The organism is Elstera sp. (genome assembly GCF_044372965.1).
Classification (GTDB): domain Bacteria; phylum Pseudomonadota; class Alphaproteobacteria; order Elsterales; family Elsteraceae; genus Elstera.
Window position 1 is genome coordinate 1 of the sequence record NZ_JBILQX010000100.1, and the last position, 12,166, is coordinate 12,166.

Annotated in this window: 15 protein-coding genes and 1 pseudogene; 11 read left to right on the forward strand and 5 right to left on the reverse strand. The window is 62.0% G+C overall.

What is annotated here, in order from left to right:
• The 5 genes and pseudogenes from ACIQ36_RS12820 to ACIQ36_RS12840 all read left to right on the forward strand — a co-directional run.
• Positions 1-244, forward strand: a pseudogene (locus tag ACIQ36_RS12820) (branched-chain amino acid ABC transporter permease); the annotation flags it as partial.
• Between the two features lie 11 nt (positions 245-255).
• On the forward strand, positions 256-1,191 hold the full coding sequence (locus ACIQ36_RS12825) for a branched-chain amino acid ABC transporter permease (protein WP_395829832.1): 936 nt from the start codon (positions 256-258) through the stop codon (positions 1,189-1,191).
• A 161-nt stretch (positions 1,192-1,352) separates the two neighbouring features.
• Positions 1,353-2,384 carry a Fe(3+) ABC transporter substrate-binding protein gene (locus ACIQ36_RS12830; RefSeq protein ID WP_395829834.1) on the forward strand — a complete coding sequence of 344 codons (1,032 nt, stop codon included), beginning with the start codon at positions 1,353-1,355 and terminating at the stop codon, positions 2,382-2,384.
• 64 nt (positions 2,385-2,448) lie between these two features.
• Positions 2,449-2,928 carry a bacterioferritin gene (gene bfr, locus ACIQ36_RS12835; protein WP_395829836.1) on the forward strand — a complete coding sequence of 160 codons (480 nt, stop codon included), beginning with the start codon at positions 2,449-2,451 and terminating at the stop codon, positions 2,926-2,928.
• A 37-nt stretch (positions 2,929-2,965) separates the two neighbouring features.
• Positions 2,966-3,160: a bacterioferritin-associated ferredoxin gene (locus ACIQ36_RS12840; protein WP_395829838.1), complete on the forward strand. Its 195-nt coding sequence runs from the start codon at positions 2,966-2,968 to the stop codon at positions 3,158-3,160.
• Here ACIQ36_RS12840 and ACIQ36_RS12845 read toward each other — a convergent pair.
• A complete protein-coding gene (locus ACIQ36_RS12845) occupies positions 3,157-3,705 on the reverse strand; it encodes a nucleotidyltransferase family protein (protein WP_395829840.1) in 549 nt (182 codons plus the stop codon). The genes ACIQ36_RS12840 and ACIQ36_RS12845 overlap by 4 nt on opposite strands.
• A gap of 9 nt (positions 3,706-3,714) precedes the next feature.
• A complete protein-coding gene (locus ACIQ36_RS12850; RefSeq protein WP_395829842.1) occupies positions 3,715-4,530 on the reverse strand; it encodes a ferritin-like domain-containing protein in 816 nt (271 codons plus the stop codon).
• 191 nt (positions 4,531-4,721) lie between these two features.
• On the opposite strand from ACIQ36_RS12850, the gene ACIQ36_RS12855 reads away from it, so the two are divergent.
• The gene (locus tag ACIQ36_RS12855) at positions 4,722-5,204 is read left to right on the forward strand and encodes a hypothetical protein (protein WP_395829844.1); all 483 of its coding nucleotides are present in this window, start codon (positions 4,722-4,724) and stop codon (positions 5,202-5,204) included.
• An 8-nt stretch (positions 5,205-5,212) separates the two neighbouring features.
• Positions 5,213-5,953 (forward strand): GNAT family N-acetyltransferase, encoded by a 741-nt coding sequence (locus tag ACIQ36_RS12860; RefSeq protein WP_395829846.1) that lies wholly within the window; start codon positions 5,213-5,215, stop codon positions 5,951-5,953.
• On the opposite strand, the gene rfaE1 is transcribed toward ACIQ36_RS12860, so the two are convergent.
• The 3 genes from rfaE1 to ACIQ36_RS12875 are packed head-to-tail and all read right to left on the reverse strand — an operon-like array spanning position 5,950 to position 9,479.
• Positions 5,950-7,419, reverse strand: coding sequence for a D-glycero-beta-D-manno-heptose-7-phosphate kinase (gene rfaE1, locus ACIQ36_RS12865; RefSeq protein ID WP_395829848.1), 1,470 nt, complete (start codon positions 7,417-7,419; stop codon positions 5,950-5,952). The two genes, ACIQ36_RS12860 and rfaE1, sit on opposite strands and share 4 nt — an antisense overlap.
• Positions 7,420-7,428: 9 nt before the next feature.
• Positions 7,429-8,637 (reverse strand): glycosyltransferase family 4 protein, encoded by a 1,209-nt coding sequence (locus tag ACIQ36_RS12870; RefSeq protein ID WP_395829850.1) that lies wholly within the window; start codon positions 8,635-8,637, stop codon positions 7,429-7,431.
• Positions 8,634-9,479 (reverse strand): glycosyltransferase family 2 protein, encoded by an 846-nt coding sequence (locus tag ACIQ36_RS12875; protein WP_395829852.1) that lies wholly within the window; start codon positions 9,477-9,479, stop codon positions 8,634-8,636. The genes ACIQ36_RS12870 and ACIQ36_RS12875 overlap by 4 nt, the downstream gene beginning before the upstream one ends.
• Before the next feature lie 199 nt (positions 9,480-9,678).
• Between ACIQ36_RS12875 and ACIQ36_RS12880 the strand changes: the two genes are divergently transcribed.
• The 4 genes from ACIQ36_RS12880 to ACIQ36_RS12895 form a co-directional block, all read left to right on the forward strand.
• Complete coding sequence (locus ACIQ36_RS12880; RefSeq protein ID WP_395829854.1) at positions 9,679-10,884, forward strand: PP2C family protein-serine/threonine phosphatase; 1,206 nt, start codon at positions 9,679-9,681, stop codon at positions 10,882-10,884.
• Complete coding sequence (locus ACIQ36_RS12885; RefSeq protein ID WP_395829857.1) at positions 10,884-11,294, forward strand: DUF2946 family protein; 411 nt, start codon at positions 10,884-10,886, stop codon at positions 11,292-11,294. The genes ACIQ36_RS12880 and ACIQ36_RS12885 overlap by 1 nt, the downstream gene beginning before the upstream one ends.
• Positions 11,295-11,349: 55 nt before the next feature.
• Complete coding sequence (locus ACIQ36_RS12890) at positions 11,350-11,868, forward strand: YcnI family protein (protein WP_395829859.1); 519 nt, start codon at positions 11,350-11,352, stop codon at positions 11,866-11,868.
• Positions 11,869-11,922: 54 nt separating this feature from the next.
• Positions 11,923-12,166, forward strand: a 244-nt coding sequence (locus tag ACIQ36_RS12895) for a copper resistance protein CopC (protein WP_395829861.1), incomplete at its 3' end; no start/stop codon positions are given.

The window sequence follows — 12,166 nt, forward strand, 5'->3', positions numbered from 1 at the left end:
GGCTGCGCCGATCTATCAGGTCGGGGCCTTGATGGGCTCGAACCTCATCATCGTTGTCTTCGCCGTCGTCGTGATCGGTGGGATGGGCTCTATCCTGGGGTCGATCATCACCGGGGTGGCCTTGGGTATCGTCGAGGGCCTTACGAAAGTCTTTTATCCCGAAGCGTCGAGCACGGTGATTTTCGTGCTGATGATCCTGGTTCTGCTGGTGAAACCGGCGGGCCTCTTCGGCAAAACCGCGTAAAGGAGGGTGCGATGTCGCCTGCTGCTGCCCGTTCCTTCCTAATCTTCGGTTTTCTGTTCGCCATCGTCCCCTTTACCGGGCTGTACGAGGTGACGATCATGAAGATCCTCTGTTTTGCGCTGTTTGCCTGCGCGTTTAACCTGCTGCTCGGCTTTGCCGGGTTGCTGAGCTTCGGCCACGCGGCTTTCTTCGGGGGCGGGGCCTATGTGGCCGCCCATGTGGCGAAAGTTTGGGGCTGGACGCCGGAACTGGCGCTCTTGGCGGGGAGTGCGAGCGCGGCCCTGATGGGGGTCGTCTTCGGTCTGGTCGCCATCCGCCGCCAGGGCATTTACTTCGCCATGATTACGCTCGCCATGGCGCAGATGATTTTCTTCGTCGCCCTGCAAGTGCCCTTCACCCATGGGGAAGACGGGATTCAAGCGGTGCCGCGCGGGCATTTGTTCGGCGTGATCGATCTGATGCCGACGACGACCATGTATTACTTTGTCCTCGTTGTGGTGCTAGCGGGTTTGCTGCTGATCTACCGCACGGTTCACTCGCCGTTCGGCCAGGTGCTGAAGGCCATCCGCGAGAACGAGCCGCGCGCCCGGTCGCTCGGTTACTCGGTGGATCGCTATAAGCTGCTCGCCTTCGTGCTCTCGGCGGCCCTTGCGGGGCTGGCCGGGGGCTTGAAAGCCATCACCTTGCAACTCGCCAGCTTATCGGACGTGCATTGGACCATGTCGGGCGAGGTGGTGTTGATGACGCTGCTGGGGGGTATCGGCACGCTGTTCGGCCCCATCGTCGGCGCGGGGATTATCGTGCTTATTCAAGATTACCTGGCCGAAACGGGGGCTTGGGTGACGATCATCACCGGGGGGATTTTCGTGGTCTGCGTTATGCTGTTCCGGCGCGGGATTGCGGGCGAGTTGCCGCGCCTGTTGGCCTTGGTGAAAAAGCCCTCCTAAGGCCAATTCGACGAGACAGAAAACAAGGCCGCCTCCGGTTTTCGGGGGCGGCTTTTTTTCTGGGCCAGCGCTGTTAAGAACGCTATTGCAACTCGCTCGCAACAATGGCATCGTCGCGATCTGTTGAGAATGCGTCGCAATGCGCGGGAGTGAGGTCTAAGATGGCAAAGATGATTAAGCGAGTGAATATCGTAGCGCTAACGGCCACGGCCCTGTGGCTTGCGGGCACGTCCCTGGCCGGGGCGGCGGATGTGAACGTTTATTCCTCGCGCCATTACCCGACCGATCAGGCCATGTACGACAAATTCACCGCCGAAACCGGCATTAAGGTGAATGTGGTCCAAGGCGATATCAATGGCCTGGTGCAGCGCTTGCAGCGCGAAGGCGCGAACTCGCCCGCCGATGTGATCATTACGGTCGATGCCGCCAATCTCTACATCCTGAAGAACGCCAAGCTGTTGCAGCCGTTCAAATCCGCCACGGTGGACGAGGTGGTTCCGGCCAATCTGCGCGACCCGGATGGGCAGTGGTTCAGCATCGCCGTGCGCTCCCGCGTGATCGCCTATAATACCGACAAGGTGAAGCCCGCTGATATCGCGACCTACGAGTCGCTCTCGGACCCGAAGTTAAAGGGCAAGGTGCTGACCCGCTCGTCGAACCACACCTATAACCTCTCGCTGATCGCTTCACTGATCGCTAACGACGGGCTCGATAAGGCCGAAAGCTGGGCCAAGGGCCTGGTCGCCAACTTCGCCCGCGCCCCGCAAGGGGGCGATACGGATCAGCTCAAGGCGATTGCCGCCGGGGAAGCCGATATCGCCCTGACCAATCATTACTACTACGCCCGCCTTAAGGGCGGCTCCGACGCCGACAAAAAGATCGTCGAGAAAATCGCCATTCTGTTCCCGAACCAAGCCGATCGCGGCGCGCACATCAACGTGTCGGGCGTTGGCCTCACCAAGAATGCACCGAACAAGGCCGAAGCGGCCAAGTTCCTCGAATTCCTCATCAGCAAGGACGCGCAGAAGGTCATGTCCGCCGGAACGATGGAGTTCCCGGTGCGTGCCGATGTGGAGGCCGATCCCATTCTTGCCAGCTTCGGCAAGTTCAAGGTCGACACCTTGAACCTCGCAAAGCTGGGGGAAGCCACGCCCGACGCCTTGAAGGTCGCGGATCGCGCCGGTTGGCGCTAAGCTAAGGGGAGAGGGGATACCCGCCGGCACTCCCCCTTCACCCACCTTAGACGCGCGAGGCACCATGCAGGGCGATCGGCAAGCAATCCAATACCTCAATAAGATTCTCTATAACGAGCTAACGGCCATCAATCAGTACTTCTTGCATGCGCGCATGCATAAGAACTGGGGTTTTAATCGGCTCGGCGAGAAAACCTATCACGAATCCATCGATGAAATGCGCCATGCCGATTGGCTCATTGAACGGATTCTGTTCCTCGAAGGCCTGCCTAATCTGCAAGACTTGGGCAAGCTGCTGATCGGCGAAGACGTGCCGGAAGCCCTGTCGGGCGACCTGCGCCTCGAAACCCAGGCGCGGACCGATCTGATCGAAGCGATGGCCTATCTCGAAGAGATCAAAGATTACGCCAGCCGCGATTTGCTGACGAAAATTCTGGTGGATACCGAAGAGCATATCGACTTCCTCGAAACCCAATTGGCGCTGATCGAACAGATCGGCCTGCAAAACTATCTGCAACATCAGGTCGAGCCGCTGAAAAGCTAAACGCTTAAAGCTAGACCTTGGTAACCTAGAGGGCCGCATGATCGTCTGTGTCTGCAATGCCTTGAGCGAGCGTGATCTGGTCCGAGCCCGAGAAAGCGGCGCGGCGACCCTCGCGGCCCTCTACAAAGCCCACGGCTGCCAAGTGAAATGCGGCCGCTGCGTCGGCCACGCCCGCAGCCTGCTACCGGAAGCCCCGGTGGAGCGGCGGCGGCAGATGGAGGTTGCGGGTTAGTCTTCGACGCTGAGCCGGGGCCAGCGCGCGCCCCAATTTTTAGCTTTCAAGCGCCGCTGATAGAGTGGCAAGCGCAGGGCAAACTTCGGCGTCGGTCGAACGCGCAACGCGATGAGATCGTCGATACCAAAGGGGGCCAAAAGATCGAGCCGCCCCTGGAACAAGCGCACCGCAATCGCCGTACAACGCTCGGGCCAGAACCGAAGGGCGTCAGCCGTGTCGCAATACGGCGCATCGCCGTTTTGAAGATGCATAGTGGCTTGGTTCTTGACCGACCAGAGTAACGCTGGGCGGCTTTTTTTCAGGAACGCTTCATAGCGCCCCGCTAAGCTGGGGTCAGTCGCCACCGCATCGAAATAAACAACATCGATGTCGCTCTGGGGTTCTTGCCAGGGCCTGCCGTGCAAAACGTCCCAAACAGCATTGCGGATAAAACCCGCCCCGATCCAACAATCGGGCAGCTCGAGCGCTTCGACCTGTCGCAAGGCGTCCATCATCGCAGGTTGGCCCTCAACGAACCGAAGCAAATCCTGTTCGGTGCGCAACGCTTGGGCCTACGCCAGTTCCTTATCCAGCATCCGCGTCCGCTTGGCCATATAGGTCCAAGCGGCTTTCGTGGCGACCTGATGCAGCAACCCGCGCGGGGTGAGGCCGATGGCCTTGAAAATCATCGCCATGAAGCGATCTACATGGTGCGGGCGGTAGAAGGCATAGGCCCGGCGGGCGTAAGCGCGGGTATTTGTTTTGCGGTCATAGGGAACATCGGTGCCGTTGGCCGCGTAATAGGCATAGGCCAACTCATCGTCTTCACTCTCGGTAAGACGGGTAGCCGCCACCCGCAACCTTTGCCAGCGCCCCAGGCCGTCTTTTTCAAGGTACGTCTTAAGGGTGCTGTAGAACAGCTTGTAATGACGCAATTCATCGGCTGCAATGGCGGCGCAAATTTGTTGCAAGACAGGTTCCTGGGTTCCGTCCTTAATAGCGGCATACCAGGAGCTTGTACCGGTTTCGACGATGCAGCGGGCGATCAACTCGCCCGCGCGGCTGCCGCGAACCGATTCTTGTGAATCCAAGGGCAGACGATATCCGGTGACGAAGGTATGAAACGCAGCGTCGAAATCGAAGGTGGGATCGGCCAGCTCAGCCCAACGGCGCAGGGCCTGGCCATGCTGAACCTCTTCGGCCGCCCAGGCGTCGGTCGCGGCGCAAAACCCAGGATCGTCGCGGAAGACGTTCTTGAGGTAGGCCGCGTATTCCCAGCCGTTATGTTCGACCAGGGCAGCAGCTTTGACGACCTTAACCGTATCGGGATCGACCAAATTTACCTGGAAACGGTCCCAGGCAATATCGTCCAAGGTCCAGCCTTTCATAGTCTCACCTTCGGCTCTTCTGTCCGCTCTGGGGGATCGTTTCGCAACAGATGGGGGTGGATTGCCCCGTGTCCAACAGTCCCTAAGGACTCCCGCATTTCATCGGAGGTCATCCTTCATGCTTACCGCGCCGCACACACTCTGTCCATGTTAGTGCGCGAGAATGGCCTGGATGACGGAGGAACTTGCTCATGACCCACACCTATCACGCCGCCCTGGCAACCATCATCGCGCAGAAAAAAAGCATCGACGGTATCATATCGGCTCGGGATAAAGCCGCGCGCGTCGCCGCCGAGGAGGAGGCGAGCCAATTGCTGCGCTGCCGCGAACTCTGGCGCACGCTCTATCTGCCCCGGCTTCAGCACGCCCTGCACGACGTGAACGAGGCGCTGGACGAGTCGGGCATTCACCTGCGCGATATTCCCCAGCGCGGGCCGGCACCGTTTATCTCGTCCATCCTGTTCGTGCTGTTTTTCGATGGGCAACCCGAGGGCGAAAAGCTGCGCATCGGCTTTGATCGGACCGGCGTGCTCACGGTACAACGGCTCGACCCGCGCGAAAAACTGCTGGAAACCTTGCCCGCCACCGCGTTGGATGGCGAGGCGTGCGGGCGGCTGCTGACCGAGTTTGTCAGCACCATCTGCGCCGCCCATTTTGCGAAGCTGCAAGCCTGAGGCGAAGGATGATCGATCTTCAAGCGTTGGAGGAACGGGCGCTGAACGCCTGGCCCGCCCCGCAAACCCATCTTCTGGCCGGATGGGCGCTACGCTTTGCCGGGGGCTATACCAAGCGTGCCAATTCCGCCAATGCGCTGCACGCCGGGGCCGCGCCGGTTCAGGCGATTTTGCCGGAGGTGGAAGCCCTATATGCCCGCCACGGTCTGCCGCCGCTGTTCCGCCTCTCGCCCTTGGCCCCCGAGGAGAGCGACGCGACGCTCGCCACCGCAGGCTATCGGCGGCTCGACCCGACGTTGGTCTTAATCCGCCCGCTTTCGTGCAGTATCGGCGGCTTGCCAACGGATATCGAGATTGCGCCTCAGCCAAGCGCCGCCTGGCTCAACGGCTTTGCAGCCGCGAATGGGGTTCCTGCGGCCCGCCAAGCCCTGCACGACCGTATTCTGAGCGGGATTGTGCCGCAGGCTGGGTTTCTAACGCTCACCTTGGCCGCCGAACCCATCGGCTATGGGCTCGGCGTGTTGGAGCGGGGGGCGCTTGGGATTTTCGATATCGTCGTTGCGCCCGAACATCGCCGTCGCGGCTATGGGCAGCGGATAACGGCGGCGCTGCTCGCCTGGGGGGCGCAACACGGGGCGACGAGCGCCTATCTGCAGGTCGTGGCCGCCAATGCCCCCGCCCGCGCGCTCTACGCGGCCCAAGGGTTTGGGGAAGCCTATGGCTACCACTATTGGATCAAGGATTCCTAAGCGCCGCCCGCAATCTTCTTGAGGGTATTGGTGGTCGAAAACCCGGCTTCCAGATTCGCCAGAAGCACTTTGCCGCCGCGTTTCAGCACGAGGTCGGACCCGACCACGGTTTCCACGGTATAATCGGCCCCTTTCACCAGCACGTCGGGTTCCACGGCGGCGATCAGATCGCGCGGCGTGTCTTCCCCGAATAGGACCACGGCATCGACCGCCGCCATCGAGGCGAGCACGATGGCGCGGGCCATTTCCGATTGCACGGGGCGGCTATCGCCCTTCAGGCGCTTTACCGAGGCATCGGTATTGAGCCCCACGACCAGCCGGTCGCAGGCGGCTTTCGATTGGGTCAGCAGTGAGACATGGCCGGGGTGGATAAGGTCGAAGCAGCCGTTGGTGAAGCCGACGCGCAAGCCTTGCCGCCGCCACGCGCCAACCAGATCGGCGATTTGCCCGTGGGAGATGATCTTCTGCTCGCCCACGGCCAAATCACTGCCTTGCAGCGCGGCGGATAGGTCTTCCAGGCGGCAAACGGCGGTGCCGATCTTCCCCACGACAATCCCGGCGGCGGCATTGGCGAGCAGGCAGGCGTCGGTGAGCGAGAACCCGGCGGCGAGCGCGGTCGCAAGACCCGCAACGACCGTATCGCCCGCGCCGGAGACGTCGAAGACTTCTTGGGCGGTCGCCGAAACGTGGAAGGGCGCGCCCTCGCGCGTCACCAGCGTCATCCCATCCTGGCTGCGCGTCACCAGCACGGCTTCGATGCTGGTTGTCGCCAGAATATGCCGGGCGGCGATGACGATGGCGGCTTCATCATGGGTGGAAAGCCCGGTCGCTTCCGCGAGTTCGGCCCGGTTCGGGGTGACGAGGGTCGCGCCATTATAGCGCGTCCAGTCGCGGCCCTTGGGATCGACGATCACCGGCACGCGCTTTTGCTGGGCGAGGGTGAGCAGCGCGCGGAAGGTTTCGGGGCAGAGCACGCCCTTGCCGTAATCGGAGAGCGTAAGCGCGCCGCTTTGGTTCAACGCCTCTTCTGTTCGCCGCAGCAAATCGGCCACGGTGGCGGGGCGGATCGGCGAAATCTCTTCTTGGTCGGCACGAAGGAGTTGTTGCGATCCCGCAACAAAGCGCGTCTTAACCGTGGTTTGCCGGTTGGTTTCGACCAGCAAATGTGGCTCCACCCGCTCTTCCGCCGCCACCAGCGCCGTGACGCCATGCCCGGCGGCATCATCGCCGACCACCGAGACGAAGCAGCATTCCGCGCCTAAGGCCAGAAGATTGCGCAGCACATTGCCCGCGCCGCCGAGCACGGTGGTTTCGCGTTGAATGCGTAAGACCGGAATCGGGCCTTCCGGCGAGATACGCTCAACCGTTCCATAAACGAAACGATCCATCATCACGTCGCCGACAGCGGTGACGCGGGCGGCGCGCAGGGTTTCGAGGCGGGCGGCGAGGTCGATGAGTTGCGACATGGAAGATCCTTAAACCCGCGCCCGGTCGCGCGCTTCGGTCAGCAGGCGCTCGAACTGATCGGTGATGCGGTCGATATCGAAAGCGTGATCGGCATAGGTTTTGCCGCGCGCCGCCATCTCGGCCCGCAAGGCCGGATCGGCGCGCAGGCGGCGGGCGGCGGCAACGAAGCCCGCCTCATCCTCCGGCGCGGCCACCAGCCCCGCGCCTTCGCGGGTAATCAGCTTGGCCGCCAGATTGTTGAGTGGGATTGCCCCCAACAGAGGCCGGTCGGCGCAGAGATAGGCGAGCGTTTTCGACGGCACCGAGTAAACCCCCGCGTCCGGCTCCAGCAGCACAACTAGGGCCGCGCCGGTGCCAATGGCGTTTGGCACCTCGGCGAAAGGTTGGAACGGCAGCAGGATGAGATTGTCCAAGCCTTCGCGGGCCTTCGCCTCGGCCAACCAATCCGCGCCGATGCCTTCGGTCACGACCAACACGCGCACGTCGGGATCATCCTTAAACGCGCGGGCGAGGGCCGCCAGCAACTGCGGATTATGCTTTAGCCCCAAGGTGCCCGAGTACATGAACACAATCTTGCCGACGAGCCCATGGGCTTGCGACCAGGGATTATCCTGCGGGCGCGGCGGCAGATCTTCCCGCGCGCCCCAGTTCTCGATCACGGCGATGCGCTCGCGGCCAATACCCTCGGCGGTCAGCAGTGGTACGAAATCCTCGGTAATGGCGACGATTTGGTCGGAGGCGCGCCACAGGCGTTTTTCCAGCGCCTTGTACCACGCCCCAATCAGCGCGCCGAACACCGGGATTTTCGCGCGCAGGATCTTATCCATGGCGACGCCGTAAACATCCTGGTGCCAAAAGAGAAAGCCGGTTTTATGGCGTTGGGCGAAGCGCAGCAGTTTGGCCTGCGGGTCGAGCGGCGCATTGCCGCCCAGGATCACGTCGGGCTTGAAGGCAGCCACCGCGTCCACCAGCAGTTTGGCATAGCGGCGCTCTTGCAGCGCGCGCTGGACGAAACTGTATTTCTTAAACGCGGTCCCGAGGCTCAGCGCCTTGAGGTGCAGGCCGGGCGGATCGTCCGGGCGCGGCGCAAGCGGGCCTTTCGGCGCTTGGAACTCGCTGAAGGTCAGGTGCAGCACCTCATGGCCGCGCTTGGCGAGCGCGCGGGCGAGTTGCACCGGGAAGGCATGGCCGGGGTAATCGTGGAAAGCGATTCTCACGATTTCCGCTCCTGACGCGCAAGGCGGCGCTCATAGAGCTTGGCATCGACCAAAAAGCGGAACCACAGGGTTTGCAACACGCAGTAAATCAGCCCCTCTTTCCCGTCGAGGAAACCGAGGCGAATGATATAGCGGTAGAGAAAGAACAGAAACGCCCGCAGAAGCAGCGGGGCTTTGTAATAACCACCCCGCAAAGCGCGCTTGCGCTGCACCGGATTTCCGTTGAAATCTGGTTGGACAAGGCCGGTTGCGGCGCTGGCTTCTTCGATCTCGTCGGCCTCGGCGTCGGACCAACGGTTATGCCGGGCGGTCCATTCGGTCAGGCTCATGCGTTGATCGTCGAGCATCGGTTGATGGATTTGCGCCGTCGTGCCATCGCACAGAAAATGCTGGTCGTATTTGCGCATTTCACAACGGCCATGCCCGGTTTTAAACAGGCGCATGTGCCAATTGGGGTATAATCCACCGCGACGGAGTTCGCGCCCGAGGAACATGGTGAGGCGGGGAAGGAAATATCCCACCACATCGCCCGCAAATCCTTGCTGTCGTAGCGCTAAAATGGCATCAACAAGACCATCGGACAAACGTTCGTCCGCATCCAAGTGCAATTGCCAGCCGTAAGCTAGCGGTAATGTTTGAATGGCCCAGTTCCGTTGTGATCCGTAGTTTTCGAAGGGATGATGAACCAGATGCGCCCCCGCCGCCCGCACCAGATCGAGCGTTCGATCGGTCGAACCGCTATCCACGACATGAATGTCGTCGGACACGCGCGCGGCGCTGGCCAGGGTGGCAGCAATGCTGGCTTCGGAATTGAAGGTCAGAATGACAACGGAAAGGGCCATGATATCCGGTCTGAAAAGAACGGGGCACGGCAAGGGAAAGACGCGCGCGCCCGGCTTTCCTTTACGGGGGTAGGCTGCGGCTTGGCAAGGGTCGCGCGCGCCACAGCAGATGAAACTTTCGTCATTTGCGCGTGGAAACCCTATTCAAGCCCCCCGCGTTCATGCCATTGTGCCGCGTAAATTGGCGATTCCTGCATTGATGACACACCCGCCGACCTCCCTGGATCTCGATAGTTCTGCGCCCCCCACGGCGCCGGAAGAAGGCTTGGTGCAACGCGCCAGCTTTGCGGCTGGGGAAGATATCGTGCGCGAGGGCGACCCCGGCGACTGCTTCTATTTCATCGAAGAAGGCAGCGTCGAGGTCTTCAAATCCGGCCCTGGCGGCGCGTTAAAGCTGGGTGAAACCGGCGCGGGCGGCCTGTTCGGCGAAATGGCGCTGATCGACAATAAGCCGCGCATGGCGACCGTGCGGGCAAAAGAGCCGACCACCTGCCGCATCTTCCCCGCCGCGATCCTGTCCCAGAGCCTTGAGGGTTCGGACTCGCTGGTGCAGATGCTGCTGAAGCTGTTCGTGAAGAACATTCGCAATGTCGCCAACTTGCAGATGGAAAACCGGCGCCTGCTGTCGGAACTCACTCAGTTCCGTGACCGCGTGTCGGACGAGCTGGAAGTTGCGCGGCGCATGCAGCTTGATTTGCAGCCTTCGGCGGGCGAAATCGCCGAGATTAGCGACGCGCTGAATATTCAAATCAGCGCGCGGCTTGCCCCCTCCACCGAAGTCGGTGGCGATCTGTGGACCGCTTTCAGCCTGCCCAACGGCAAGCTTGGGATTTTCTTGGGCGATCTCACGGGGCACGGCGTCGTCGCAGCCGTGAACGCCTTCCGCCTGCATGCGCTTTTGGCCGATTTGCGCGATCACGCCCAGCATGCCGGGCATTTTATGACGCTGTTGAACCGGCGCCTGTCGCGGCTCCTACCGTTCGGGCAGTTCGCGGCGGCCTTCTACTGCGTCGTCGATCCTAACGCGGGGCTGATCCATTATACCGGCGCGGCCTGGGAAGCGGCGGTGGTTTACGACCGCGATACGGGCGTGACCATTCCCTTATCGGGCACGGGCCTGCCACTCGGCGTGTCGGAACATGAAGTCTATATCGACGCCACCATGCCCCTGCCCCAGCGCTCCCGCGTGCTGGTCTATTCCGATGCGCTATCGGAGTGCTTCTGCTTCGATGGGGCGCGGGTGGCGGAAGCCCAGTTCAACCTGTGGCGCGATGCGGCCTTAGCCGAGGATCTTGACCTGCCGGAAGGGCTGCTGCGCCGCCTGACCGAAAACCAGGTGCGGCATCTTGACGATGATTTGACCATCGTCGCGGCGACGGTCGAGCATAATGCGCCGCTCTACTAATGCGGTTCTCGCTGTTTAAGCGCGTCAATGCGCTGCTGCTGATCGGGGCGTTGCTTGGCAACCTGTTCGCGCCGATGGCGGCGGCGTCGCAGGATCAACGCGCTTTAAACTCTGCCCGCACCGAGCTTGCCGCGCTGTTCGGCAGCGCGATTGTTTTCTGTGCTCCGGGCGGGATGGATGACGGCACGGGCACCCCGCCCGGTCATGCCCCTGGTCACGCCGACGCAAGCTGTATCCTCTGCTGTCTGCCGCAGCCCCTGCGCCTTGCTGTTGCGGCGCTGCCACCACACGCGCCCCTACCTGCTCTGGAAACCGTCGCCGCCCCTTGGCCGGTTCTGTCCCCCGTCGTGCGAAGCTCGGACGCGGCCCCACCGCCCTATCGACCACGCGACCCGCCGACCTTCGGATAGTGGATTTTTTAGCTGGGCTTCGGCCTGCTCTCCCCATTTCTGAAGGATTTCCAAAATGAAACTCTCCATTGCCGCCCTTGTGGGCGCGGCGTCCCTGTCGCTTGTCGCAACCTCCGCTTTTGCCCATGCCACGCTCGAAACCGGCCAAGCCGTTGCGGGCAGCACCTATAAGGCCGTCGTCCGCGTCGGCCACGGCTGCGAGGGCAAGCCGAGCCTGAAGGTCCGCGTGAAGGTGCCCGATGGCGTCTCCTCGGTTAAGCCGATGCCGAAAGCCGGTTGGACCCTCGATATTGTCAAAGCCAAGCTGGCCGTTCCGTTGGATGATGGCCACGGCGGCAAGATCACCGAAGGCGTGACCGAAGTGATCTGGACCGGCTCGCTCCTTGATGCCCATTACGACGAGTTCGTCTTGCGCGGCAAACTTCCCGATGCGCCGAATACGGTGCTGTGGTGGCCGGTCGTGCAGGAATGCGAGGGCGCGGCGCACCGTTGGATCGAAATCCCTGCGGCGGGGCAAGATCCCCATAGCCTGAAAGAACCGGCCCCCGGCTTGAAGCTCACACCGAAGCCGTAAGTCTGAAGGGGGAGGGGCGGTTTCGCCTCTCCCCGCCTTTATGGGAATGCACCGATGATCCGCCTGTTGCTGGCCCTTCTTCTGCTTGTTGCTCCGCTGCCCGTGGCGGCACACGCCGGACTTCTGGGGGCGGAACCCGCCGATGGGGCGACCGTGGCGGCAGCGCCAGCGGCGGCCATATTGCGCTTCAACGAGCCGGTCACGCCAATCTCGGTGCGGCTGCTCGATGGCAGCGGGCAGGACCTTGCTTTGCCCGGCCCCGCGCGGGCGCAGAACAATGATATTCACGTGCCGCTCC

What these genes read in the sequence shown, in the direction of transcription:
- ACIQ36_RS12825 (WP_395829832.1), top strand. Translation starts at nt 256, where the DNA reads ATGTCGCCTGCTGCTGCCCGTTCCTTCCTAATCTTCGGTTTTCTGTTC.
- ACIQ36_RS12830 (WP_395829834.1), top strand. Translation starts at nt 1,353, where the DNA reads ATGGCAAAGATGATTAAGCGAGTGAATATCGTAGCGCTAACGGCCACG.
- bfr (WP_395829836.1), top strand. Translation starts at nt 2,449, where the DNA reads ATGCAGGGCGATCGGCAAGCAATCCAATACCTCAATAAGATTCTCTAT.
- ACIQ36_RS12840 (WP_395829838.1), top strand. Translation starts at nt 2,966, where the DNA reads ATGATCGTCTGTGTCTGCAATGCCTTGAGCGAGCGTGATCTGGTCCGA.
- ACIQ36_RS12850 (WP_395829842.1), bottom strand. Translation starts at nt 4,530, where the DNA reads ATGAAAGGCTGGACCTTGGACGATATTGCCTGGGACCGTTTCCAGGTA.
- ACIQ36_RS12855 (WP_395829844.1), top strand. Translation starts at nt 4,722, where the DNA reads ATGACCCACACCTATCACGCCGCCCTGGCAACCATCATCGCGCAGAAA.
- ACIQ36_RS12860 (WP_395829846.1), top strand. Translation starts at nt 5,213, where the DNA reads ATGATCGATCTTCAAGCGTTGGAGGAACGGGCGCTGAACGCCTGGCCC.
- rfaE1 (WP_395829848.1), bottom strand. Translation starts at nt 7,419, where the DNA reads ATGTCGCAACTCATCGACCTCGCCGCCCGCCTCGAAACCCTGCGCGCC.
- ACIQ36_RS12875 (WP_395829852.1), bottom strand. Translation starts at nt 9,479, where the DNA reads ATGGCCCTTTCCGTTGTCATTCTGACCTTCAATTCCGAAGCCAGCATT.
- ACIQ36_RS12880 (WP_395829854.1), top strand. Translation starts at nt 9,679, where the DNA reads ATGACACACCCGCCGACCTCCCTGGATCTCGATAGTTCTGCGCCCCCC.
- ACIQ36_RS12885 (WP_395829857.1), top strand. Translation starts at nt 10,884, where the DNA reads ATGCGGTTCTCGCTGTTTAAGCGCGTCAATGCGCTGCTGCTGATCGGG.
- ACIQ36_RS12890 (WP_395829859.1), top strand. Translation starts at nt 11,350, where the DNA reads ATGAAACTCTCCATTGCCGCCCTTGTGGGCGCGGCGTCCCTGTCGCTT.